Origin of the sequence: Pantoea endophytica (assembly GCF_002858935.1) — a bacterium.
GTDB classification, from domain to species: Bacteria; Pseudomonadota; Gammaproteobacteria; order Enterobacterales; family Enterobacteriaceae; genus Pantoea; species Pantoea leporis.
On record NZ_PJRT01000024.1, the window covers coordinates 56,454 to 80,535 of the forward strand.

A 24,082-nucleotide genomic window follows, 5' to 3' on the forward strand; every position below is an offset into this window, starting at 1 on the left:
GAAATGTCGCTGAATCACTCACCGACTGAAAGTTTAGTTAGCCGCTATTCTGAACCCTGGCTAACGCTTCATTGCTGTGAATTAAAAGGAAATAGCACTGCTATTCGCAGAATTGGACGCTTCCACGCCATTCCGCTGTGTTTTTATGCAGAAAAATTAACAGTGGGTTAATTGATACCAGAAATTACTTAAGACCTTTTGAACCATAGCCGCTAACCCGGTGAGTTGCAAAGCAAAATCCGTGCAGGCGTTGCGCTGCCTGGTCGGACGCATTTTACAGACATAAGGGTTGCAGCAATATTGACGGGAAAATGGCGATGGTAATCTATTGATTGGGGAGAATTTTCTTAGGGATTTTAAGGACAATAAGCAATCACAGCAGCGTAAAAATTTGTGTGATAAAATAACATCACCTGCAACCCGGAGAATGCGTATGTCAAACCTCACGCCAGAACAACTTCTTACCCAGGCCGAATCACTTTGCCTTGATCGCGGCGTGCGCCTCACCACTCAACGCGCCGAAGTGTTGCGCTTAATGGCAGAGCAGAATGGTTCGATAAGCGCTTACGATTTGCTAGATCAACTGCGTGTCAGTGAACCGCAAGCAAAACCGCCCACCATCTATCGCGCGCTGGATTTCCTGCTGGAACAGGGATTTATTCATCGCGTAGAGTCAAATAATAGTTACGTGGTTTGCCATCATTTTGATGAGCCAGCACATACTTCGGTGATGTTGGTGTGTGACGGTTGTGCGGCAGTAAGCGAAAAACATGCTCATGGCGTGGAAAAAACCATCGCTGCATTAGCGGATCAGGCGGGATTTTCTCTGCGACATACCGTAATTGAGGCACATGGCCTGTGCGAAAATTGCGCAGAAGTGGCGGCTTGCACGCACCATGAAAGCTGCGAGCATGACCATCAAGTCGAGGGTAAAAAGCGGGTAAGAAAATAGGGAGGCACATCCTTGTGCCGGGCCAATCACTACGCTAAATGATTGGCGGGTAGGAGCATCATCCGTGAAGTGAGATTACCAGCGGTAATCTTTGTTGGTTGTTTCCCAGTCTTTCACTTCTTTCTCGGCCTGGTCTTTACCATAACCGTAGCGTTCCTGGATTTTACCAACCAGCTGTTCGCGTTTGCCTTCGATCACAGTGAAGTCGTCGTCGGTTAGCTTGCCCCACTTCTCTTTGAATTTGCCTTTGAACTGCTTCCAGTTTCCGCTCGCTTCGTCTTTGTTCATAATATTCCTCCACTACATCCTGAGTGAGATAGATATATTGCCTGCTTAGCTGGCGATATACCCAGACAACGCGCTACTCATATGCGCCGTATGAGGTAATTGTAGTAGCCGCTTCGCAGTTTGCAGAGAAATACAGATTAATCTGTAGGTTACGCTTCGCTTATTCAGGCGTTAAACCAGCTATCGCGCCGCCAGTGACCACGCCAAATGAGCCACAGCGTGAGTCCGCGTAACGCGAGGAATACCGTCACCGCCAGCCATAAACCGTGATTACCGAGCCACGGCAGCGTGAGCAGCGAGACACCGTAGCCGATCGCCGCCATCACCATGCTGTTGCGCATCTCACGCCCGCGCGTCGCGCCGATAAACATGCCGTCCAGCAGATAGCACCAGACGCCAACCAGCGGCAGAATCACTTGCCAAATCAGATAGCGGTCGGCCATCTCTCGTAGCGCTTCCAGTGACGTCAGCATCGCCACAATCTCCGGACCGGTGAATGCATAAATCAGCGCAAAGATCGCGGCGACGAAGCATGCCTGGCGACAAGCCGCATGCCAAATCAGCAATAGTCGGCTGCGATCTTTGGCCCCAACCGCTTCACCCGAACAGGCTTCAACCGCGTAGGCAAATCCATCCAGCGCGTATGCGGTGAAAGTGAGGAACATCAGCAGCACCGCATTGACTGCCACTACATCCGGCCCAATGCGTGCGCCAAGGATGGTGAGCGACGCGAAGCAGATTTGCAGCATCAAAGACCGCAGCATAATGTCGCGATTGAGGCGGAATAGCCGCGCCGCATCGCCGCGCCAGCTGCTTTTGAGTAAAGCAAAATGGATACCGCGCATCTTTAGCACCCGCGCCACCATCCATAAACCCACGCCCAGCGTGACATATTCTGCCAGCACGGTAGCCGCCGCCGCTCCGGCGACACCCCAATGCAGTTTGAGCACGAACAGCAGATCCAGCAGGATATTCACCAGGTTGCCGATGATTAGCAGCACCATCGGTGCCCGCGCATACTGCACGCCCAGCAGCCAGCCAAGAATCACCAAATTGGCCAAGGTTGCGGGCGCACTCAGCCAGCGAATCTCAATGAATATTTTCGCCTGTTGCTGCACTTCCGGGCTGCCACCCATTAAAGCTGCCGCCAGGCTGCTGATCGGCGTTCGCAGCACCATAAACAGCGCACCAAAAACCAGCGCAATCAGTAGCGGTTGTGTTAAGGCGCGCGCCAGCGCCGTTTTGTCATTGGCGCCAAATGCCTGAGCGGTGAGTCCGGTGGTGCTCATGCGCAGGAACAGCAGGAGCATAAAGATGAAGCTGGTGGCGGTTGTGCCCACGGCGACGCCACCGAGGTAGATCGGGCTATCGAGATGACCAATAACGGCGGTATCCACTACACCCAGTAATGGGACGGTGATATTTGACAGGATCATCGGCAGCGCTAGCCGCCAGAGCGTTTTATCTGAAGAGGAAAACAGCTGCATTAGCCCATTCCGTTGTGTGCGGTAATCAGCGTAATGGCGCCAGAATGAGCCGCAGAAAGAGTCACAGAGAAGTAAAACAGCAGACTGCGGTCAGCGCAAACACGCACCGCCGCAGTTAAAGTGGATCAGAAACTGATCAGAGCCACTCGCCGTTGCGCACAATCCCGACAGCTAAACCTTCAACGGTTAGCGACTGCTCACGGGTGTCCACGACAATCGGCTGAAAATCGGTGTTTTCCGGCAGCAGATGGACAATCGCACCCTGCTTTTTCCAGCGTTTCACTGTGACTTCATCATCAATGCGCGCCACGACAACCTGGCCGTTACGCACTTCCTGCGTTTTGTGTACCGCTAACAGATCGCCATCCATAATGCCGATGTCTTTCATCGACATACCGCTCACGCGCAGCAGGAAATCGGCGCTCGGTTTAAAGAGGTTAGCATCCACCTGATAGTGGGCTTCGATGTGTTCTTGTGCCAGCAAAGGTTCACCGGCAGCGACGCGGCCAATCAGCGGCAGCCCTTCGCTCGGTTCTTCTTCCATCAGCAAACGAATCCCGCGCGATGCGCCGGAAACAATTTCAATTACGCCTTTACGCGCCAGCGCTTTCAGATGCTCTTCGGCAGCATTGGGCGAGCGGAAACCCAGTTGCGCAGCAATTTCCGCACGCGTTGGCGGCATGCCCGTCTGGTTAATATGGTCGCGAATCAGGTCATAGACCTGTTGCTGCCGTGCAGTTAACGCTTTCATCCCGCCCCCTGGTTGTTTATACAGTCGCTGTGAGTATATACAGGTATTCGCGAAATGAAAACCGTAACAGAGGGAAAAATCAGCGGTTTAATGAATCTGGAATCCCTATCTCAAATGCGTCCAGAGCAGCGCGATCCAGACGAACAGAGCCAGTAAGATAGTCAGCAATACGGCAGCCGATCCCATATCTTTGGCGCGGCCCGCGAGCGGATGTTGCTCCTGCCCGATGCGGTCGACCACCGCTTCGATAGCGCTATTAAGGATCTCAACGATGATAACCAGCACTACCGAGCCAATCATCAGGATGCGGGAAAGGGTATCTACATCCAGCCAGCAAGCCACGAGAATGGCCACCAGCGCGGCAATGGCTTCCTGCCGAAAAGCGGCTTCGTGCTGCCATGCGGCACGCAGGCCCTGCCAGGAATAACCGGCGGCTTTCACTATTCTTACTAAACCGGTGACGTTATTTGCCATGTCTATGGAACCCTTGAACTATTTTGACGTCAATGTGTGGGCAGTATGAGGCGGCAGAGCCACAGACCTTCGCTGCGCTTTCTGGTATGCTTGCCGCGCTTTGCTAACAAGAGGCTTAAAGTTGTCTATGTCAGGTTGGCGTAAACTCTATTACAAATTATTGAATTTACCACTCTCTATTTTGGTAAAAAGTAAGGTCATTCCGACCGATCCTATCTCTGAACATGGGATCGATCCGACACGTCCGGTGATGTATGTTTTGCCTTATGATTCAAAGGCTGACCTGCTCACACTGCGTGCTCAATGCCTGAAACATGATCTGCCCGATCCGCTGGCTCCGCTGGAGATCGATGGCACCCTGCTGCCGCGCCACGTGTTTATTCACGATGGCCCACGCGTAATTCCCTATTTCGTGGCCAATCCCGAATCGGTAAAGCTGTTCCACGATTATCTGGATTTGCACCGCAGCAACCCGCAACTCGATGTGCAAATGCTGCCGGTCGCGGTGATGTTTGGTCGTGCGCCGGGACGTGAAACCTCCGGTGAATCCACGCCGCATCTGCGCGTGCTCAATGGCGTGCAGAAGTTCTTCGCCATTTTGTGGCACGGCCGCGACAGCTTTGTTCGCTTCTCGCAAACCGTTTCGTTGCGCCAGATGGCGACCGAGCACGGCACCGATAAGTCGATTGCCCAAAAGCTGGCTCGCGTGGCGCGCATTCATTTTGCCCGCCAACGTCTGGCCGCGGTCGGCCCGCGTCTGCCTGCACGTCAGGATCTCTTCAACAAGCTGTTACAATCCAAAGCGATCGAAAAAGCAGTAGAAGATGAAGCGCGCAGCAAAAAGATTTCGCATGAGAAAGCCCAGCAGAACGCCATCGAAATGATGGAAGAAGTGGCGGCGGACTTCTCTTATGAAGCGATTAAAGTCACTGACCGCGTGATGGGCTGGCTGTGGAGCCGCCTGTATCAGGGCATCAACGTGCATGGCGGTGAGCGCGTGCGTCAGCTGGCGCAGGATGGTCATGAGATTGTGTATGTGCCCTGCCACCGCAGCCACATGGATTACCTGCTGCTCTCCTACGTGCTTTATCATCAAGGCCTGGTGCCGCCGCACATTGCTGCCGGTATTAACCTGAACTTCTGGCCAGCCGGCCCGATTTTCCGTCGTCTGGGCGCCTTCTTTATTCGTCGTACCTTTAAGGGCAACAAACTCTATTCCACCGTGTTCCGTGAATATCTTGGCGAGCTGTTTAGCCGGGGTTACTCCGTGGAATACTTTGTGGAAGGCGGACGTTCGCGTACCGGTCGTTTGCTGGATCCAAAAACCGGCACCCTATCAATGACGCTGCAGGCGATGCTGCGCGGCGGCAGTCGTCCAATCACCTTCGTGCCGATTTACATTGGCTACGAGCATGTGATGGAAGTGGGCACCTACGCCAAAGAGCTGCGGGGTGCGGCCAAAGAGAAAGAGAGTTTCCTGCAGATGGTGCGCGGTTTACGTAAGCTGCGCAATCTCGGCCAGGGCTACGTTAACTTCGGTGAACCCCTGCCGTTGATGAACTATCTGAACAAAAACGTGCCCGAATGGCGAGATGCGATTGATCCTATCGAACCGCAACGCCCAGCCTGGATGACGCCCGCCGTGAATGACATTGCGGCGAAGCTGATGGTGCGCATCAACGAAGCCGGTGCAGCCAACGCCATGAACCTGTGCGTCACCGCACTGCTGGCGTCACGTCAGCGTTCACTGACCCGCGAACAGCTGATTGAGCAGTTAGAGTGCTACACCCAGCTGCTGCGCAATGTGCCCTATTCGCCAGAAGCCACGGTGCCTGACATGAGCGCCGAAGCGCTGCTTGATCACGCCATGGGCATGAACAAGTTCGAGACCGAGCAAGACAGCATTGGCGACATCATCATTCTGCCGCGCGAGCAGGCGGTGCTGATGACCTACTATCGCAACAACATTCATCACATGTTGGTGATGCCATCGTTGATTGCCGCCATCGTGCAGCAACATCGTGAAATCAGCGAAGCAGAGCTGCTGCGTCAGGTTAGCCTGGTATATCCGATGCTAAAGAGCGAGTTGTTCTTGCGCTGGGACAAGACAGAGTTGCCTGCGCTACTTAACGCACTCTGTGCAGAGATGGCGCGTCAGGGCCTGATCACCTTGCAGGATGGTCAACTAAGAATGACGCCGGCACGTCACCGTTCGCTGCAACTGCTGGCGGCGGGTATTCGTGAGACGCTGCAACGCTTCGCGATTACCTTCGCTATCCTCAGCGCGAAACCGGCCATCAACCGTGGCACGCTGGAGAAAGAGAGCCGCACGCTGGCTCAACGCCTGTCTGTGCTGCACGGTATCAACGCACCAGAGTTCTTTGATAAAGCAGTGTTTACTGCGCTGGTACTCACGCTGCGTGATGAAGGATATATCAGTGACAAAGGCGATGCCGATGCCGAACGCAGTCATATGATGTGGCAGATGCTGGCGGAACTGGTGACCAGCGACGTGCGTCTGACGATTGAAAGCGCGGTCACCCACGATTAACGCGGCGATAAGCTAATAAAAAGGCGCACTTCAGTGCGCCTTTTTTGTTTATAACAGATCCGCGAACGGCACGGTGCTGAGCAGAATGCCGAGAAACAGCACCATGCCCACATAGTTGTTATTCAGAAACGCCTGGAAGCAGGGATCGCGCTCGCGCTGGGCAATTAGCTTCTGCTGATGCACAAACAAGCCCGCAGCCAGCAGCAGCGACCAGTAAAACGCCCCATTCAGTTGAAGCATCATGCCCACCAGCGCCATCAAACCGAGCGTTGCCAGCTGCAGTAAACCAATAATCAGTTTGTCGTAACGGCCAAACAGAATCGCCGTTGATTTTACGCCGATCTTCAAATCGTCATCGCGATCGACCATCGCGTACTGCGTGTCATAGGCCACCGTCCAGCAGATGTTCGCCAGGAAAACCAGCCAGCAGACTAAAGGTAAGGACTCACTAACTGCTGCCCATCCCATCGGAATCGCCCAACCAAACGCTGCGCCGAGCACCACCTGCGGCAGATGCGTGTAGCGCTTCATAAACGGATAAACCCACGCCAGCGCCAGGCCGCCAAACGACAGCAAAATGGTCATGGTGTTCATGGTCAACACCAGCATAAACGCCAGCAAACCGAGACCGGCAAACAGCAGCTTCGCCTCTTTCCCGGATACCGCGCCGCTGGCCAGCGGACGTGACGCCGTGCGCTTGACGTGACCATCGATTTTGCGGTCAGCGTAATCATTGATGACGCAGCCAGCAGCACGCATCACGATAACGCCGAGCACAAACACCAGCAGCACCGGCAGCGGTGGAATCGCCATGCCGGAGAGCCACAGTGCCCACAGAGTTGGCCACAGCAGTAACACAGTGCCGATGGGTTTATCGATACGCATCAGGCGGCAGTAAGCCTGCCATTTGGTCATGGGTAAGGTGTTTTGCACAGTGGTTTTATCCTTGATCCAGCGCGCGATAGAGCGGCGACGCCGGTAAAAATAGTTCAGTTAACAGCAGCGGCTTGCCCGACAAACGCAGGCGGGAACGGCGTCCCCATAAATCGCCAACCTGACCGGGATTGATAAAATCGCGACTCAGGGTAGATGAAGAGAATAGATAGCGGCCAAGCGGGCGCGTACCGAGCTGTTGCAGCATCTGCTCGGGGCCGTTCAGCGTGCTTTCTGGCACCACGGTGCGGCCAATCAGCCAGGGTTCGCCATCACCGCACAGCACAATTTCACGTAACCAGAAGCGCGGGTCGGCGGGCAAAAATTCCGCTTCCTCCGAGATCTCTTCAGCGCCAATAAACGCTTCGCGGATCAGTTTTACGGTCACTTGCTGGCAATGCTGCTCGAAGCGACGCGTCATGGAGTCTTCTTCCATTAACCAGTCAAGTAGCGGGGCAGAAAGCTGCGGTGAAGAGGCTGGCAGCCAGTGCAGTGCGCGTAACTGGCGCAGCGCGTCATGCGACATCAGGACATCTCCGGGAAAAAAGTTGCCCTAGTTTAGCGCAGAGGAGAATGCGTGGCACGGCTCGTTGTGCCACGCGATATTATTACTCGCGTTTCAGGCGGTTACTGTTCGCCAACCACAGCGTCACCACCAGAATCAAAATCGCCGCCGAGTAGTAGAGCGTATCGAACGGATTTTTATGGTCGACGATGATCAGGCGGATAATCGCCGTGATGCCGATGTAGATGAAGTAGCGCAGCGGGAAGTGATAGCCCGACTGAAAGTACTTCACAATCAAGGCGATAAATTCGAAGTAGAGGAAATAGATAACGATGCCTTCAATCAGCAGATAGGAAGACGTCTGCTCACCGGTGCTCAACAGCACGTTGGCCAGATGAATGGTTTCTTTACCGAGGAACACCACCAGAATAATGGCCAGAATGATCAGACCAATATTCAGCACCCACTGCAATGCTAAAGAGATGTACTGCCCAACCCCTGTTTTTATTGTCATTTTTGCGCCTCACGCTCTCAATTACTCACTGGCGCTATCATGCTGTAGTGTGATCAAAATCACAATATTTATACTTCGACATCCACACACAGCGCGTCATAGCGCCAGAACTCGCAGTCGCAATCAATCACGCGCTTGTGCTGATCGCGATTGATGCGGGTAATCAACAATCCAGGCGTGCCGCTCGCCACGTTGAGCGCGGGCGCAGCGCGCACCGGCAGCGGTCCCGGCAAAATGGTAAAACGCGCGCCGCCGTAGCGAATGCCATAGCGCTGGTCATACAGATCGGTGAGTGAACGCGTCAGGTCTTCATCCAGCAATCCCGGAAAGAAGGCGGGATTGAGGTAATGCTCGACATACAACACGGCGCGGCCATCAATACGGCGCAAACGGCGAATGCGGTAAACCCGATCGCCCTCCAGCAGTTGCAGATGACGCGCGATGGCTAATTGCGCTGGCACTTCGCGCGCCTCCAGCACTTCAGTGCTGGCAATACGGCCTTGCTCAGCGGCCATGGCGTGAAAATGGCTGTGATGAGAGGGGTTGTAGACCAGCCGAGGCGGTGCGAGAAACCAGCCACGACGCAATTCACGATAGATAATGCCCTGCGCTTCCAGCAAACCCAGCGCCTCACGCAGCGTAATGCGCGTGGTGGAATAGTGTTCGCTTAAGCTACGTTCGGCGGGCAAACGACCACCGGCAAATTCACCGCTTTCAATGCGTTCCCGCAGCCCTGCTGCAATCACATCCGCCGTTTTCGACATCATTTTTCAGCCTCATTTTGGGGCAAATCTGCACTATGACAGTTCGATGACTACAATGTGACAGAGAACAACCCACGCTTTAGCGCGCTGTAACCGCATGTGGATCGTCGCGCCACACCCCGTTTCACCACCATGGTCATAAAACCTTCATCTATTCGGGCTACATTGGCTCGGTTCTTGCTGGACTAGACCAAGAAGTCCCACAACATATACCGGGAGCAATCGAGATGAAAGCGTTTATCGCCTCTGTAGTAGCCAGTGCCGTACTGCTTGCGCTGCCCGCCGCGCAAGCCGCAGATAATGACCTCGCCGCGTTAGAAAAAGCGGCGCGTGCCGAAGGTCAGGTCAACAGCGTCGGCATGCCAGATAGCTGGGCCAACTGGAAAGATACCTGGAGTGACCTCAACAGCAAATATGGCCTGAAGCACAGCGACACCGACATGTCCTCGGCGCAGGAACTGGCAAAATTTGCTGCAGAGAAAGAGAACGCCAGCGCCGATATCGGTGATGTGGGCGCTGCTTTCGGTCCGATTGCCGTCGCTAAAGGCGTGGCGCAACCGTATAAGCCAACGCATTGGGAGCAAATCCCGAGCTGGGCAAAAGATCAGGATGGCAACTGGATGCTGGCGTATACCGGCACCATCGCGTTCCTGGTGGATAAGCAGCAGGTCAAAGATGTGCCGCACAGCTGGGCCGATCTGAAGAAAGGTAAGTATGTGGTCACTATCGGTGACGTCGGCACTGCGGCTCAGGCAGCGAACGGCGTGTTGGCGGCCAGCTATGCATTAGGCGGTGACGAGAAGAATGTGAAACCGGCGTTGAGCTTCTTCGGCGATCTGGCGAAAGAAGGCCGTCTTGGCGTGACCGATCCGGTGATTGCCAACATTGAAAAAGGCGAAATTCAGGTGGCGGTGGTGTGGGACTTTAACGGTCTGAACTACCGCGATCAGATCGACAAAAACCGCTACGAAGTGGTGATCCCTTCCGACGGTTCCGTCACTTCTGGCTACAGCACCATCATCAATAAATACGCCAAACATCCGAACGCCGCAAAGCTGGCGCGTGAATACATCTTGTCTGATGAAGGCCAGATCAACCTGGCGAAAGGCTATGCGCGCCCGATTCGTGCCGAGCATTTAACTCTGCCCGCCGACGTGCAGGCCAAGCTGCTGCCGCAGTCTGAGTATAAGAATGCCCGTCCAATCAAAGACCAGGCCGCGTGGGATAAAACTTCGAAAATGCTGCCGCGTCTGTGGCAAGAGAACGTCATCATTAATATGAAGCAGTAAGGAGCGAGGGATGAAAACGATCCTGGTGGTGTTGGATGGGCTGAGTAATCAGGTAGCGCAGCACGCAATGGGCTATCTGTTTGCTGAATGCGCGCAGGGCAACGGCCAATATTATACGCTGACTTGCGAACTGCCTTCGCTGTCGCGCCCGCTGTACGAATGCATTCTCACCGGCATTCCACCGGTGCGCAGCGGTATTATTCACAACGGCGTCAGTCGCATGAGTAATCAGCGCAGCATCTTCCATTACGCACGTGCCGCCGGTCTCACCACCGCGGCAGCCGCCTACCACTGGGTGAGTGAGCTCTACAATCAATCCCCGTTCAACGCGGCGCGCGACCGCCACACGGTCGCGCCCGATCTGCCGATTCAGTATGGCCACTTTTACTGGGACGACGGTTATCCGGATTCCCACCTGTTTGAAGATGCAGAAAGCCTGCGTTTGCGGCACGATCCCGACTTCCTGCTGATCCACCCGATGAACATTGACGATGCCGGACACAAGCACGGCCTGTCATCGCCGCAGTATCGCAACCGCGCGCGCATGGCCGATGGTTATCTGTCGCAGTGGATGCCGGACTGGCTGGCGGCCGGTTATCAGGTGATTGTCACCGCCGATCACGGCATGAACGATGACCGCTCGCACGGCGGCATTTTGCCGGAAGAGACGCAGGTGCCGCTGTTCGTGTTTGGTAAAGGTTTCTCGCTGCAGCCGGATCTTCAGCCGCAGCAGACCGAACTGTGTGGCATCGTGTGCACCTTGCTCGGCGTCGAACATGACAAACCGCTATGTCGCGCGTTACTGGCGGAGCCGCAGTAATGAAAGGCAAAACGCTCGCCGCGCTATTGCTGCTGCCGTTTGCGCTGTTCTGGGTGGCATTCCAGCTCGCGCCGCTGCTGTGGATTGCCATCAACAGCTTCTGGAGCGACATCAATGAGCGTTGGGGCTTCGACAACTACAGCGATATCCTCACCTCGCCGTTCTATTTGCAGGCGTTTCGCCTGTCGCTCGACATCTCCATCTGGTCGAGCATTTACGGCCTGCTGATTTCGCTGGTTGCCGGATATTCGCTGCATCAGCTCGGCAGCGGCCGCTTTCAGCGTTTTTTGATGTCATTTACCAACATGACCAGCAACTTCGCCGGCGTACCGCTGGCGTTTGCCTTCGTCATTCTGCTCGGCCTGAACGGTTGTCTGACGCTGCTGCTGCGCCATTACGGCGTGCTGGAAGGCTTTAAGCTGTTTTCGCGTGACGGCATGGTGCTGGTGTACACCTGGTTCCAAATCCCGCTCGGCATTTTGCTGCTTTATCCCGCGTTTGATGGCTTGCGACAGGATTGGCAAGAGTCTGCCGCGCTGCTGGGTGCGGGCCGCTGGCGCTATTGGTGGCACATCGGTTTGCCGATTCTGTTCCCGGCGCTGCTCGGTACTTTCGTGATTTTGCTGGCGAACGCGCTCGGCGCTTACGCCACCATTTACGCGCTCACTACCGGCAACTTTAACGTGGTGCCGGTACGCATTGCCGCGCTGGTCTCTGGCGACATCTCGCTTGATCCCAACACCGGCGGCGCGCTGGCGATGTTGCTGGTGCTGATTATGGCGCTGATTACCGTGGTGCAGCAGTACCTGGTGCGCCGCAGCTATCTCAACGCCAAACCTTCCTGAGGAGCTACACGTGTCGCGCGCGGAAAAATTTTATCATCGCCTGATTGTCTGGCTGCTGCTGGCCATTTTAGCCGCGCCGCTGCTGGCGACGTTACTGTACGGCATTTCCACCAGCTGGAGCGACACCATCCTGCCGCAGGGCTTTACGCTGAAGTGGCTCAGCGCGCTGTGGAGCGATGCGCGTTTTCTGACCGCACTCGGCCATTCGCTGCTGGTTTGCTGCGGTGCGCTGTTGTTCTCGCTGGTGCTGGTGCTGCCTGCCATGTTTGTGATCGCTTACTACTATCCGAAACTGGATGCGGTGATGAATGTGCTGATCCTGATGCCCTTCGCCGTGCCGCCAGTGGTGTCGTCGGTCGGGCTGCTGCAACTCTATTCGTCGTCGCCGCTGATGCTGACCGGCACGCCGTGGATTTTGATCGGCTGCTACTTCACCATCGCCTTGCCGTTTATCTATCGCGCTATCTCCAACAATATGCAGGCCATCAACCTGAAAGAGCTGATTGATGCCGCGCAACTGCTCGGTGCCAGCACCTGGCAGGCGGCGCTGTTTGTGGTGTTGCCGAACCTGCGCAAAGGGGTATTTATCGCGGTGCTGCTCTCCTTCTCCTTCCTGATTGGTGAGTTTGTCTTCGCCAATATGCTGGTCGGCACCCGCTATGAAACCTTGCAGGTTTATCTGTTTAACATGCGCAACGGCAGCGGTCACTTCACCAGCGCGCTGGTGATCTCCTATTTTGCCGTCGTCCTGCTGGTTACCTGGCTGGCGAATGCCCTCAATCCTGAACGAGGCTGACCATGAGTTATCTGAGCGTCACCCAGCTGAACAAAAGCTACGGCCCGACCACCATTTTTGAAAACATCGATTTCAGTGCCGAAGAAGGCGAGTTTGTTACGCTGCTCGGGCCCAGCGGCTGCGGCAAATCCACGCTGCTGCGCTGTATCGCCGGATTGACCGAAGTGGATAGCGGCAACGTGTTGCTGCAAGGACAGGATATCGTGCCGCTGCCGCCGCAAAAGCGCACCATCGGCATGGTGTTTCAGAGCTACGCGCTGTTCCCCAATATGACGGTTGAGAAGAACGTGGCGTTTGGCCTGAAGATGCAGAAACTGGCCAGCGGTGAGATTCAGAAACGCGTGATGGAGGTACTGGCGCTGGTGGAACTCACCGACTTCGCGCGGCGTTATCCGCATCAGCTCTCTGGCGGACAGTGTCAGCGCGTGGCGCTGGCGCGTTCGCTGGTGACGCGTCCACGCTTGCTGTTGCTGGATGAACCGCTGTCGGCGCTGGATGCGCGCATTCGTCGCCATCTGCGTGAACAGATCCGCAATATTCAGCGCGAGCTGAAACTCACTACCTTGTTTGTTACCCACGATCAGGAAGAGGCGCTGACCATGTCCGATCGCATCGTGTTGATGAACCGGGGCAAGATCGTGCAGAACGGCAACGCGGAAATGCTCTATACCCAACCGGCCGATCTGTTTGCCGCCGGCTTTATCGGCAACTACAACCTGCTGAGCGCCGAACAGGCAACGCAGCTGACCGGACAGGCGTTTAGCGGTCAGGTAGCGATTCGCCCGGAGTCGATCCAGCTGTGCGCGCCGCAGGCGGGCATTCCCGCCACCATCCTCAGCCACAGCTTGCTTGGCAACGTGATTCGCTATCGGGTGCGTGCGCAAAACGTGGAACTCTCGATAGATGTCCTCAACCGCAGCGTGGCAGATTTGCATCCCGCTGGTATGCAGATTGGGCTACAGTTAGAGATGTCGACGTTGCGCCAGGTTGCTTAATTTAAACGAAAAAAGGCGACACAACGCGGCGAAGGTTTTACCGGTTGTGCTCACCGTCAGGCTGGCAATCGGTGTGGTTTGAGCCTGACGGATGAGGAGCCTCTATACGTGTTAACTCTGCTTAATCTACTCTCCGCCGTTGCGCTGCTGGTGTGGGGCACACACATTGTGCGCACCGGCATCATGCGCGTTTACGGTGCCGATCTGCGTCGCGTACTCAGTCGCAGCGTTGAAAAAAAACCGATGGCGTTTCTTGCCGGCATTGGCGTCACGGCGCTGGTGCAGAGCAGTAACGCCACCACGCTGCTGGTTACCTCCTTTGTTGCACAGAATCTGGTCAGTCTGACGCCAGCGCTGGTGGTGGTGCTGGGCGCGGATGTCGGGACCGCGATCATGGCGCGTATCCTGACCTTCGATCTGTCGTGGCTGTCGCCGCTGTTTATCTTCTTTGGCGTGGTGTTCTTTCTTAGCCGCAAGCAAACGCGCATTGGGCAGTTAGGCCGCGCCAGTATTGGGCTTGGCCTGATTCTGCTGGCGCTGCAGCTGATTGTCGCGGCTGCCAAACCGATCACCCAAGCGGCGGGCGTTCAGGTACTGTTCTCAACACTGACCGGCGATGTGATGCTCGATGCACTGATTGGTGCGGTGTTCGCCATCATCAGTTACTCCAGCCTCGCGGCGGTCCTGATTACCGCCACGCTGACCGCTACCGGTGTCATCTCCTTCAAGGTGGCACTCTGTCTGGTGATTGGTGCCAACCTCGGCAGCGGTCTGCTGGCGATGATCAACGCCAGCGGCTCCAATGCAGCGGGCAAACGTGTCGCGCTCGGCAGCCTGCTGTTTAAGCTGATTGGCAGCATCGCCATTTTGCCGTTCGTCAATGTGGTCGCCGATGTGCTGGATAAGCTGCCGGTCAATGACGAAGAGCTGGTGATCTTCTTCCACGTCTTCTACAACCTGATTCGCTGCTTAGTCATGGTGCCGTTTGCCGATCCAATGGCGCGCCTGTGCCGCCGTATGATTGCCGATGATCCCGAAAACGAAGCCCATCTCAAACCCAAACATCTCGACAGCAGCGCGCTGGATACGCCGGCGTTAGCGCTGGCTAACGCCTCACGCGAAACACTGCGCATCGGCGATGTGGTCGAGCAGATGATTGAGTCATTCAATAAGGTGGTGCACGGCGACCTGCGCGAAGAGCGCGCGGTGCGGCGGCTGGATGATGATGTTGATGTGCTTTACACCGCGATCAAACTCTATCTGGCGCGTATGCCGAAAGAGGATTTGCCGGAGGATGATTCGCGCCGCTGGGCGGAGATCATTGAGATGGCGCTCAACCTGGAGCAGGCGGGCGACATTATCGAACGCATGTGCGCCGACGTAGCGGATAAGTCACTGACCGCGCGCCGCGCCTTCTCTGCCGAAGGGCTGGAGGAGCTGCAAACCTTGCAGGAACAGGTGCTGTATAACCTGCGTCTGAGTTTGTCGGTGTTTTTGTCGCACGATGTCACCAGCGCCAAACGCCTGCGCCGATCCAAGCACCGCTTCCGCATCCTGATTCGCCGTTTCTCCCACGCGCACGTCGAGCGCTTGCATCTGCAGAATGTGCAGAGCATTGAGACGAGCTCGCTGCACCTTGGCTTACTGGGCGATATGAAGCGTTTGAATTCGCTGTTCTGCGCCGTGGCGTACACGGTTTTGGATCAGCCGGATGATGAGCGGGAAGAGGATTAAGAAGGTCAGAATCGCGCGATAAATCGCGCCGCTACAAATCCGCGTAATGGTCCGTAGCGGCGCAATGTATTGCGCTGGTTTTACATCACGACAGCAAATTAAACGCAATCATGCCAACAATCGCGCCGGTGGTGCCCAAAATGGTTTCCATCAGCGTCCATGTCTTCAGCGTTTCGGCTTCGGTGGCGCCGGTGAAGCGGCCAAACAGCCAGAAACCCGCATCATTCACGTGACTGATAATGATCGAGCCACCGCCGATACAGATCGACAGCGCGGCCAGCTGCGCGCCGCTGTAGTGCAGCGGTTCTATTACCGGCATCACTAAACCGACGGTGGTTAAACACGCCACGGTGGCCGAACCCTGAATCACGCGAATCGCGCCAGAAAGGATGAAACACGCCAGCGCAATCGGCATGCCTGCGCCGGTCAACGCATGCCCTAAAACCGGGCCAACGCCCGAATCCACCAGTACCTGCTTAAACACGCCGCCCGCACCAATCACCAGCAGAATAATGCCCGCCGGTTGCAGCGCGCTGCCGCACACCTGCATCACCTTCTCTTTATCCATGCCCTGACGATAAGCCAGGCCATAAATCGCCACCAGACAGGCCAGCAGAATCGCGGTGAACGGATGGCCGATAAACTCCAGCCACTCATACAGATGGGAACCCGGCGTGGTGAAGCGTGCGCCGATGGTTTTCAGGCCAACCAGCAGCAGCGGGAACAGAATCAGCGCCAGACTAAAGCCAAACGACGGCAGTTTGCCCTCTTCCACTTCCGGCTGATGATCTTCCGGCGGTGCACTAAAGCTGACATGTCGGGCAATAAAGCTGCCAAACAGCGGGCCCGCAATCAGCATGCCCGGAATCGCGGCGCACAGGCCCAGCAGAATCATCCAGCCAAAATCAGCGTGCATCTGCGCGGCCAGCAGCATCGGCGCGGGTCCCGGCAGCAGAAACGCGGCGGACGCCGCAACACCGGCAAACAGCGGGATCACCAGCTTAACTAAATTGCCTTGGGTGCGACGCGCCACGGCGAACGCAATGCTGATCAGCAACACCACCGCCACTTCAAAGAACAGCGGCAACGCACAGATCAAGCCAGCGACGCCCATCGCATAGTGCGCGCGGCTTTCCCCAAAGGTTTTCAACATGCGAATGGCGATCTGATCGACGGCGCCGGTTTCATGCAGGATCTTGCCGAACATCGCGCCTAACGCCACCACAATGGCGAGAAAGCCGAGCGTTCCGCCCATGCCTTTTTCCATGGTTTGTGCGATTTTATCGAGCGGCATGCCGGAGAACAGACCGGCACCAATGGAGACTAACATCAGGGCAACAAAGGCGTGCATACGCGCTTTCATCACCAAAAACAGCAGCAGCAGGACAGAGCCTGCTGCGGTTAACACTAGCGTTGCGGTACTCATGACTAACCCTTGTTGATTGCACCCTCAATGGTCGCAACCGTGGCCGCAACTACCTCATCCAGTGAATGATTGATATCAACCACCAGTACATCGGGCTCATCCGCGCCGGGTTCCTGCAGCGTGGCGAACTGCGTCACCAGCATCTGCGGTTTGAAGAAGTGACCTTTACGCGCTTTCAAGCGGGATTCAATGGTTTCGAAGTCGCCCTGCAGATAGATGAATTTCAGGTTCTCGTTGCCCTGACGCAGGATATCGCGATAGGACTTTTTCAGCGCCGAACAGACGATGATGGAGATCTCCTGCGTGCGCTGCATGGCAAATGCCGCATCATTCAGCGCCTGCAGCCACGGCTGGCGATCGTTGTCGTCCAGCGGATGGCCATCCGCCATTTTCATGATGTTGCTGCGCGGATGGAGGAAATCCCCATCGAGGAACGCAGTGTTTAACTGATGAGAGACCTGATTGGCGACGGCAGATTTTCCGCTGCCGGAAACGCCCATCAGGATAAAAACGTGGTGCGATGGAGATGGCGTTGTCATTGTTTTGCGCTCCGGCAGTGAATTCTGCCCAATGTTACCGATAACAAATCGAGCTGCCATTGTCAGAGCCCACTGAAAGGCTGGCAACCCTTCTCAGGTGGAAAAGCACGAAAGTGTGAACTGACTCAAATAATCGCCAAAATCAGATGCTGTCACCTTCGGAGATTTCAAAGCCAACATCCAGCGGTTGCGTTAGCGTGCGATCGCCGCCAATGCGCGCCAGCAGCATCGCTGCCGATTCCCGTCCCATACGCTCGCGCGGCGTTAACACCGTGGCGAGGCGCGGATTCACCACTTGCGTAATGTCGTGGCCGTGGAAACCGGCAATCGCCATCTGCTGCGGCACGCGTAATCCCTGACGCTGGCACTCAAACATCGCGCCTACCGCCAGGTCATCGTTGGTACAAAACAGGCTGTCAGTTTCCGGATAGCGCTTTTGCGCCTCGCACAGCAGTTGCGCGCCGGCGCTGAAAGAGGAGGCATCTTCCATCATCACGCTGTGTGGCGTGAGCCCCGCTTCGCGCATCGCTTTTTCGTAGCCCTGTTGCTTCTGCAAGGTACGTTCATCAAGGCGCGCGCCGAGGTAAACCGTATGGCGATGGCCTTTTTTCAGAATAGCATGCGTCATCTGCCGCGCGGCTTCGACGTTATCAAAGCCCACCGCCATATCGAGGCACGGCGTGACCGAATCCATCATCTCAATCACTGGAATGCCCGCTACTTCCAGCATGCGCAGCGTGCCCGGCGTATGGGTACGCTCGGTGAGGATCACGCCGTCGATGTTCCAGCCGAGCAGCGATCGCAGCTGTAACTCCTCTTTCTGCGCGTTGTAGCCAAAATGCGCCACCAGCGTTTGGTAACCCGCTTCGTCGGTGACGGCCTCAATGCCGCGCAATACGTCGGCGAAAACCTGGTTGGTTAAGGAAGGCAGCAGCACGCCGATAGCGCGGCTGGTGGCGTTGGAGAGCATATCGGGGGCGCGATTGGGGATGTAACCGAGTTCGTCCAGCGCCACGGCGATCTTATCGCGCAGCGCCGCAGAAACCTGATCGGGATTGCGCAGGTAGCGGCTGACGGTCATTTTTGTGATGCCGACACGATCGGCAACGTCCTGTAATACCGGTCTTTTCTTCTTCATCGTATGCGCCTGAAATCAGAGATACGACGAGTTTATCATTTTTTTGTCATGCACTGCCTTTGAGGAAAACCTGCGCGATCAATCGCGCCGCTACAAATACGTGCAGATATTGCAGCGGCGCCATTCATTGCGCGACCTTTAAACCGGTGGCAAATCAAACAGCAGAATCTCTGCATCGCTGTCAGCTTTGATGCTCAGCGCGCTTTCATCCCAAATCGCCAGCGCATCGCTGCTGCCAACCTGTTCGCCATTCACGCTCACCAGCCCTTTCACCACCTGAATCCACACGCGACGACCGGCTTCAACTGTCACTTCATCGCTTTCGCCCTCAGCAAAGACCCAGCGCGACAACGTCATGTCCTGAAACACCTTGAGCGATCCGTCACGTTCATCCGGCGTCAGCACAAACTGGCGGCCTTTAACATTATCGAAACGGCGTTGCGCGTAACGCGGCTCAATGCCTTTGCGCTCTGGAATGATCCAGATCTGATACAGGTGCAGCGGATCGGTGGCGCTGGCGTTGTACTCCGAATGTCGCACGCCGGTACCGGCGCTCATGATTTGGAACTCACCGCTCGGAATCTGCTCTTTATTGCCCATGCTGTCCTGATGTTCAACGGTGCCAGACAGCACATAGGTCAGGATTTCCATGTCTTTATGCGGATGGGTGCCGAAGCCCTGACCACCATCGATAACATCTTCGTTAATCACGCGCAATGCCGAGAAGCCCATAAAGTTGGCATCGTGATAATCGGCGAAAGAAAAAGTGTGCCAGCTATCCAGCCAACCGTGATTAGCGTGACCGCGTTCTTCAGCTTTACGTACATAAATCATGTTCAATTCTCCTCAATGTTTTTTACAGTTTGGTACTGCGAAGGATTGATTGATAGCTGAAAAACTTCATCCCTCTGTTCAAAAAAAGTGAATGAAAACAAAAAAACGACCCAGGTTTTACTGATGAGGAAGTGCGAACGAGATTGGTCTTGTAGATAACCCACTACATAACAATGAGCATCACGGACCCTGCAAGCAGGAATAACAAGGAAAAATTATGTCAGAACACATCACTCCACCCGCTAAGCGCCCGATTGAGCGCTTTTTGAATACCGTTGAATGGCTGGGTAATTTATTACCGCATCCGATTACTTTATTTGCCCTGTTTTCACTGTTTATCATTGTTGCGTCTGCCGTTGCCGCAGCGTTTGGCGTCAACGTGATCGATCCCCGCCCAGTTGGCGCGGCAGGACGCGCACCAGACGGTGTGATTCACGTGGTTAGCCTGATGAGTGCCGAAGGTTTGCAACGCATCGTCAGCCATCTGGTCACCAACTTTACCGGCTTTGCGCCGCTCGGCACCGTGTTGGTTGCGCTGCTCGGTGTGGGGATTGCCGAACATTCAGGGCTGCTCTCGGCGGCGATGCGCGCGCTGGTGTTTAACGCACCGAAAAAGCTCATCACCTTCACCATCGTCTTCGCTGGCATTATCTCCAACACCGCTTCTGAGCTGGGCTATGTGGTGCTGATTCCGCTGGCCGCGATGATTTTCCACTCATTGGGCCGTCATCCCCTGGCGGGCCTGGCCGCGGCGTTTGCCGGGGTTTCTGGCGGCTACAGCGCCAACTTACTGCTTGGCACCATCGATCCGCTGCTCTCGGGCATTACCCAAAGCGCCGCGCAGATTATCGATCCTGACTACCATGTTGGCCCGGAAGTGAACTGGTACTTTATGTTTGTCAGTACCTTCGTGATTGCCATTCTTGGCACCTGGATCACCAACAGCATCGTCGAACCTAAACTGGGCAAATATCACGACTGCGAAGGTGATGCGGTGCGAGGCGATATGGGCGCGCTGACGATGCAAGAACGTCGGGCGTTGAAAGGCGCGGGCTTGGCGGTTCTTGGCGTTACGCTGCTGCTGATCCTGACCGTGATTCCGGGCTACGGCGTGTTGCTCAACCCGAAAACCGGCACGCTGGCGGGTTCACCGTTCCTGAAGGGCATCGTGGTGTTTATCTTTGTCTTCTTCGCTATTCCCGGCATGGTATATGGCCGCCTGATCGGCAATATGCGCAACGATCGCGACGTCATTAACGCCATGTCTGCCAGTATGAGCAGCATGGGCATGTATATCGTGCTGGTGTTCTTTGCTGCGCAGTTCGTGGCGTTTTTTAACTGGAGCAATTTCGGCACCGTGGTGGCAGTGAAAGGCGCTAATCTGCTGGCATCAATCGATATGGGCGCGCCGCTGCTGTTTGTCTGCTTCATCATGATCTGCGGCTTTATCAACCTGATGATCGGCTCCGCCTCGGCGCAATGGGCGGTGACCGCACCGATCTTTGTCCCGATGCTGATGCTGGTCGGCTTTGCGCCCGAAGTGATTCAGGCGGCATATCGCATCGGCGATTCGGTGACCAACGTGATTACACCCATGATGAGTTACTTTGGCCTGATTATGGCGGTGGCGGCGCGTTATCGACGCGACATGGGCATCGGTACGCTGGTGGCGATGATGTTGCCGTATTCGGTGGTGTTTATGATTGGCTGGACGCTGCTGTTTGTGCTTTGGGTGTTTGTCTTCAATCTGCCGGTCGGGCCCGGTGCGGCAACCTGGTACACGCTGTAAAGGCAAAAAAAAGCCAGCACCCGAGCTGGCTAAATAATACCTGGAAGCAATGTGAGCAATGTCGTGCTTACCCGGTTGTCAGGAGACGTTTCCGAGCTCGCATGGCAATAATAATCATTATCATTCGCGTCTGTAAAGCCCTTTTGCGAATTATTTTGCATTGACGAAGAGCGAGAATTCCTTGATGTTAAAGGGGATTTTATCCATTTTGCACAAGGAGTCGCTCATGAGTCAGATCGTTGTTCGTCACGCTATTCCCGAAGATGCTGCTGCTTTAACGCGCATGTACAGTCAGCCTGAACCGCAGGCCAACACGCTGCATCTGCCGTATCAATCGCCGACGCTGTGGCAGGACCGCCTCAGTAATCTGCGTCCGGGTGTGCATATGCTAGTGGCGTGCATTGACGATCAGATTGCCGGGCAACTCACGGTGGAAGTGCTGTCGGTGGCGCGCCGTCGCCATACCGCGACCTTTGGCATGGGCGTCGATTCTGCTTTTCATCGGCGCGGCGTCGGTAAAGCGCTGATGTCAGCGATGATTGATTTGTGCGACAACTGGCTGCAGGTGACGCGCATTGAGCTGACGGTGTTCGCCGATAATCATAAAGCGCTTGGCTTGTATCGGCAGTTTGGCTTTGAGATCGAAGGCACCGCACGTCGCCACGCCATGCGCGACGGCGAAATGGTGGATACGCACTATATGGCGCGCTTGAAATAACCCTTAAAACCGCGCGATAAATCGCGCCGCTACAAAGACGTGCACATATCGTAGCGGCGCAATTTATTGCGCATTAGCGATCAATAACCTGCGCTTAAATCATCCACTGAACGCGGATCCGATGCGCCATAACGCGTGCCGTCCGGCCCAATCATAATGCTCTGCGTGCTGCCCATCGCGGGCATCACTTTCACATGCTGGCCTTTGGCTTCCAGCAGGCGCAACGTATCCGGGCTGAAGCCTTTTTCCACGCGCAGCTGATCGGGCAACCATTGATGATGGAAGCGCGGTGCGTTGGTCGCTTCCGCTACGTTCATGCCGAAATCGATGCTGTTCACCACCATTTGCAGCACGGTGGTGATAATACGGCTGCCGCCTGGGCTACCGGTAACCAGCCAGGTTTTAACGTCTTTTGCCACAATAGTAGGCGACATTGATGACAGCGGACGTTTAGCCGGTTGCACCGCGTTCGCCTCGCCGCCGACTAAGCCATAGACGTTTGGCGTACCCGGTTTGGCCGAGAAATCATCCATTTCATTGTTCATCAAGATGCCGCTTTGTCCGGCGACAATGCCGCTGCCGAAGTAAGTATTCAGCGTGTAAGTCACCGCGACCGCGTTGCCATCTTTATCCACCACAGAGAAGTGCGTGGTTTGATTGCTTTCATACGGCGCCAGTTTGCCCGGCTTGATCTCGCTGGATGGACGCGCTTTATTGACGTCAATCTGCTGCGCCAGGGTTTTGGCGTAGGCTTTGCTGGTCAGCGCCTGCTGCGGCACTTTGACGAAATCAGGATCGCCAAGGTATTCGGAACGGTCGGCGTAAGCGTATTTTTCCGCTTCCGCCATCACCTGCATCGCATCCGCGCTACCAAAGCCGAATTTTGTCAGGTCGAAGTTTTCCAGGATATTGAGGATCTGCACGATGTGAATCCCGCCGGACGATGGCGGCGGCATGGAGAACACTTCATAGCCGCGATAGGTGCCGCTCACCGGTTTACGTTCCACCGCGCGATAGGCCGCCAGATCCTGCTTGCCGATCAGGCCGCCGTGCTGCGCCATTTCACCGGCAATTTCATCGGCGATTTTGCCTTTATAGAACGCATCCGGCCCTTGCTGGGCGATCAGCTGCAGGCTACGCGCGAGGTTTTTCTGCACCAGACGTTCGCCCTTCTGATACGGCTTACCGTCGGCTTTGTAGAAAATCGCGCGGCTGTTGTCGTGGTTGATCAGCGTCTCTTTGCCGTAGGTGGCGAGATCGTCGGCCAGCGCATCGTTCACTACGATACCGTCACGCGCCAGTTTGATAGCAGGCGCCAGTAATGTGCTCAGCGGCAAGGTGCCGTATTTCTGCGCCGCCAGCGCAAAACCGGCCACGGTGCCCGGCGTGCCCGAGGCTAAATGAGAAGTGAGTGACAACTTACTGTCAGCGTTGCCCTGCTTATCAAGGAACATATCGCGTGACGCGCGCGCCGGTGCCATTTCGCGGAAGTCGATGGCGGTGGTGCGGCCCGATGCGGTACGTAGCAGCATAAAGCCCCCGCCGCCGAGGTTACCGGCCTGCGGATGCGTCACCGCCAGCGCGAAACCCACCGCAACGGCCGCATCCACCGCGTTACCGCCCTGCTTAAGAATATCGACGCCGACTTCTGTCGCCATCGCATCCACCGATGCCACCATGCCATGTTTGGCTTTTACCGGGTGAAAGGTATCACTATCAACGCCATACGAAACCGGCGGCGCGTTGGCGGGCGCAGCGTGTGCGCCCTGCACCACGGTAAAACTCATCAATAATGCCCAGCCGAACTGACGCACGTTGCCCTGTATCCTCATCCTGCCACCACCCTTTTAAAGTTATTTATACCCTTCATACTTCAAGGTGCAGATGCGTTGGCTGCTCTCGTTCACCCGAATCACTTACTTGTGTAAGCTCATCGGGAC

General features: G+C 55.7%; 23 protein-coding genes. 10 read left to right on the top strand and 13 right to left on the bottom strand.

The window, feature by feature from the left end:
- Positions 1-433: 433 nt before the first annotated feature.
- A complete protein-coding gene (gene zur, locus PZBJ_RS14640) occupies positions 434-952 on the top strand; it encodes a zinc uptake transcriptional repressor Zur (protein WP_101763067.1) in 519 nt (172 codons plus the stop codon).
- A gap of 75 nt (positions 953-1,027) precedes the next feature.
- Here zur and PZBJ_RS14645 read toward each other — a convergent pair whose 3' ends face one another.
- The 4 genes from PZBJ_RS14645 to PZBJ_RS14660 all read right to left on the bottom strand — a co-directional run bounded on the left by PZBJ_RS14645 (position 1,028) and on the right by PZBJ_RS14660 (position 3,952).
- Positions 1,028-1,240: a CsbD family protein gene (locus tag PZBJ_RS14645; RefSeq protein ID WP_101763068.1), complete on the bottom strand. Its 213-nt coding sequence runs from the start codon at positions 1,238-1,240 to the stop codon at positions 1,028-1,030.
- 164 nt (positions 1,241-1,404) lie between these two features.
- The gene (dinF, locus tag PZBJ_RS14650) at positions 1,405-2,727 is read right to left on the bottom strand and encodes an MATE family efflux transporter DinF (protein WP_101763069.1); all 1,323 of its coding nucleotides are present in this window, start codon (positions 2,725-2,727) and stop codon (positions 1,405-1,407) included.
- Positions 2,728-2,863: 136 nt separating this feature from the next.
- Positions 2,864-3,478 carry a transcriptional repressor LexA gene (lexA, locus tag PZBJ_RS14655; protein ID WP_008109941.1) on the bottom strand — a complete coding sequence of 205 codons (615 nt, stop codon included), beginning with the start codon at positions 3,476-3,478 and terminating at the stop codon, positions 2,864-2,866.
- Between the two features lie 105 nt (positions 3,479-3,583).
- The gene (locus tag PZBJ_RS14660; RefSeq protein ID WP_101763070.1) at positions 3,584-3,952 is read right to left on the bottom strand and encodes a diacylglycerol kinase; all 369 of its coding nucleotides are present in this window, start codon (positions 3,950-3,952) and stop codon (positions 3,584-3,586) included.
- Positions 3,953-4,079: 127 nt separating this feature from the next.
- Here PZBJ_RS14660 and plsB point away from each other — a divergent pair, with 127 nt between their 5' ends.
- The gene (gene plsB / locus PZBJ_RS14665; RefSeq protein ID WP_101763071.1) at positions 4,080-6,503 is read left to right on the top strand and encodes a glycerol-3-phosphate 1-O-acyltransferase PlsB; all 2,424 of its coding nucleotides are present in this window, start codon (positions 4,080-4,082) and stop codon (positions 6,501-6,503) included.
- A 48-nt stretch (positions 6,504-6,551) separates the two neighbouring features.
- Here the strand turns inward: plsB and ubiA are convergent, their stop codons facing one another.
- The 4 genes from ubiA to PZBJ_RS14685 all read right to left on the bottom strand — a co-directional run bounded on the left by ubiA (position 6,552) and on the right by PZBJ_RS14685 (position 9,222).
- Positions 6,552-7,436 (bottom strand): 4-hydroxybenzoate octaprenyltransferase, encoded by an 885-nt coding sequence (ubiA, locus tag PZBJ_RS14670; protein ID WP_101763072.1) that lies wholly within the window; start codon positions 7,434-7,436, stop codon positions 6,552-6,554.
- Positions 7,437-7,443: 7 nt separating this feature from the next.
- Positions 7,444-7,962, bottom strand: coding sequence for a chorismate lyase (ubiC, locus tag PZBJ_RS14675; RefSeq protein ID WP_101763073.1), 519 nt, complete (start codon positions 7,960-7,962; stop codon positions 7,444-7,446).
- Positions 7,963-8,044: 82 nt separating this feature from the next.
- Positions 8,045-8,455 (bottom strand): phosphate-starvation-inducible protein PsiE, encoded by a 411-nt coding sequence (psiE, locus tag PZBJ_RS14680; RefSeq protein ID WP_061718383.1) that lies wholly within the window; start codon positions 8,453-8,455, stop codon positions 8,045-8,047.
- A gap of 68 nt (positions 8,456-8,523) precedes the next feature.
- Positions 8,524-9,222, bottom strand: a complete 699-nt coding sequence (locus PZBJ_RS14685) for a UTRA domain-containing protein (RefSeq protein ID WP_101763074.1) — start codon at positions 9,220-9,222, stop codon at positions 8,524-8,526.
- Positions 9,223-9,446: 224 nt separating this feature from the next.
- Between PZBJ_RS14685 and PZBJ_RS14690 the strand changes: the two genes are divergently transcribed.
- From PZBJ_RS14690 to PZBJ_RS14715, 6 genes are all read left to right on the top strand, one after another.
- Positions 9,447-10,508, top strand: coding sequence for an ABC transporter substrate-binding protein (locus PZBJ_RS14690; protein WP_101763075.1), 1,062 nt, complete (start codon positions 9,447-9,449; stop codon positions 10,506-10,508).
- 10 nt (positions 10,509-10,518) lie between these two features.
- Positions 10,519-11,328: an alkaline phosphatase family protein gene (locus tag PZBJ_RS14695; RefSeq protein WP_101763076.1), complete on the top strand. Its 810-nt coding sequence runs from the start codon at positions 10,519-10,521 to the stop codon at positions 11,326-11,328.
- On the top strand, positions 11,328-12,173 hold the full coding sequence (locus PZBJ_RS14700; protein WP_101763077.1) for an ABC transporter permease: 846 nt from the start codon (positions 11,328-11,330) through the stop codon (positions 12,171-12,173). The genes PZBJ_RS14695 and PZBJ_RS14700 overlap by 1 nt, the downstream gene beginning before the upstream one ends.
- Positions 12,174-12,183: 10 nt before the next feature.
- Positions 12,184-12,969: an ABC transporter permease gene (locus tag PZBJ_RS14705; RefSeq protein ID WP_101763078.1), complete on the top strand. Its 786-nt coding sequence runs from the start codon at positions 12,184-12,186 to the stop codon at positions 12,967-12,969.
- Between the two features lie 2 nt (positions 12,970-12,971).
- Positions 12,972-13,964 (top strand): ABC transporter ATP-binding protein, encoded by a 993-nt coding sequence (locus tag PZBJ_RS14710; RefSeq protein WP_101763079.1) that lies wholly within the window; start codon positions 12,972-12,974, stop codon positions 13,962-13,964.
- Positions 13,965-14,072: 108 nt separating this feature from the next.
- Complete coding sequence (locus PZBJ_RS14715) at positions 14,073-15,698, top strand: Na/Pi cotransporter family protein (RefSeq protein ID WP_101763080.1); 1,626 nt, start codon at positions 14,073-14,075, stop codon at positions 15,696-15,698.
- Positions 15,699-15,783: 85 nt separating this feature from the next.
- On the opposite strand, the gene gntU is transcribed toward PZBJ_RS14715, so the two are convergent.
- The 4 genes from gntU to PZBJ_RS14735 form a co-directional block, all read right to left on the bottom strand.
- Entirely contained in the window at positions 15,784-17,124 is a 1,341-nt protein-coding gene (gene gntU, locus PZBJ_RS14720) for a gluconate transporter (protein WP_101763081.1), read from the bottom strand.
- Positions 17,125-17,126: 2 nt separating this feature from the next.
- Entirely contained in the window at positions 17,127-17,663 is a 537-nt protein-coding gene (gntK, locus tag PZBJ_RS14725) for a gluconokinase (protein WP_036621490.1), read from the bottom strand.
- Positions 17,664-17,805: 142 nt separating this feature from the next.
- Positions 17,806-18,801, bottom strand: coding sequence for a gluconate operon transcriptional repressor GntR (gene gntR, locus PZBJ_RS14730; RefSeq protein ID WP_101763082.1), 996 nt, complete (start codon positions 18,799-18,801; stop codon positions 17,806-17,808).
- A 138-nt stretch (positions 18,802-18,939) separates the two neighbouring features.
- Complete coding sequence (locus tag PZBJ_RS14735) at positions 18,940-19,635, bottom strand: pirin family protein (protein ID WP_101763083.1); 696 nt, start codon at positions 19,633-19,635, stop codon at positions 18,940-18,942.
- 217 nt (positions 19,636-19,852) lie between these two features.
- Here PZBJ_RS14735 and PZBJ_RS14740 point away from each other — a divergent pair, with 217 nt between their 5' ends.
- Positions 19,853-21,424 carry an AbgT family transporter gene (locus tag PZBJ_RS14740; RefSeq protein WP_101763084.1) on the top strand — a complete coding sequence of 524 codons (1,572 nt, stop codon included), beginning with the start codon at positions 19,853-19,855 and terminating at the stop codon, positions 21,422-21,424.
- Positions 21,425-21,650: 226 nt separating this feature from the next.
- Positions 21,651-22,142: a GNAT family N-acetyltransferase gene (locus tag PZBJ_RS14745; protein WP_101763085.1), complete on the top strand. Its 492-nt coding sequence runs from the start codon at positions 21,651-21,653 to the stop codon at positions 22,140-22,142.
- Positions 22,143-22,222: 80 nt separating this feature from the next.
- On the opposite strand, the gene ggt is transcribed toward PZBJ_RS14745, so the two are convergent.
- Positions 22,223-23,974: a gamma-glutamyltransferase gene (gene ggt, locus PZBJ_RS14750; RefSeq protein WP_101763086.1), complete on the bottom strand. Its 1,752-nt coding sequence runs from the start codon at positions 23,972-23,974 to the stop codon at positions 22,223-22,225.
- Positions 23,975-24,082: the final 108 nt, after the last annotated feature.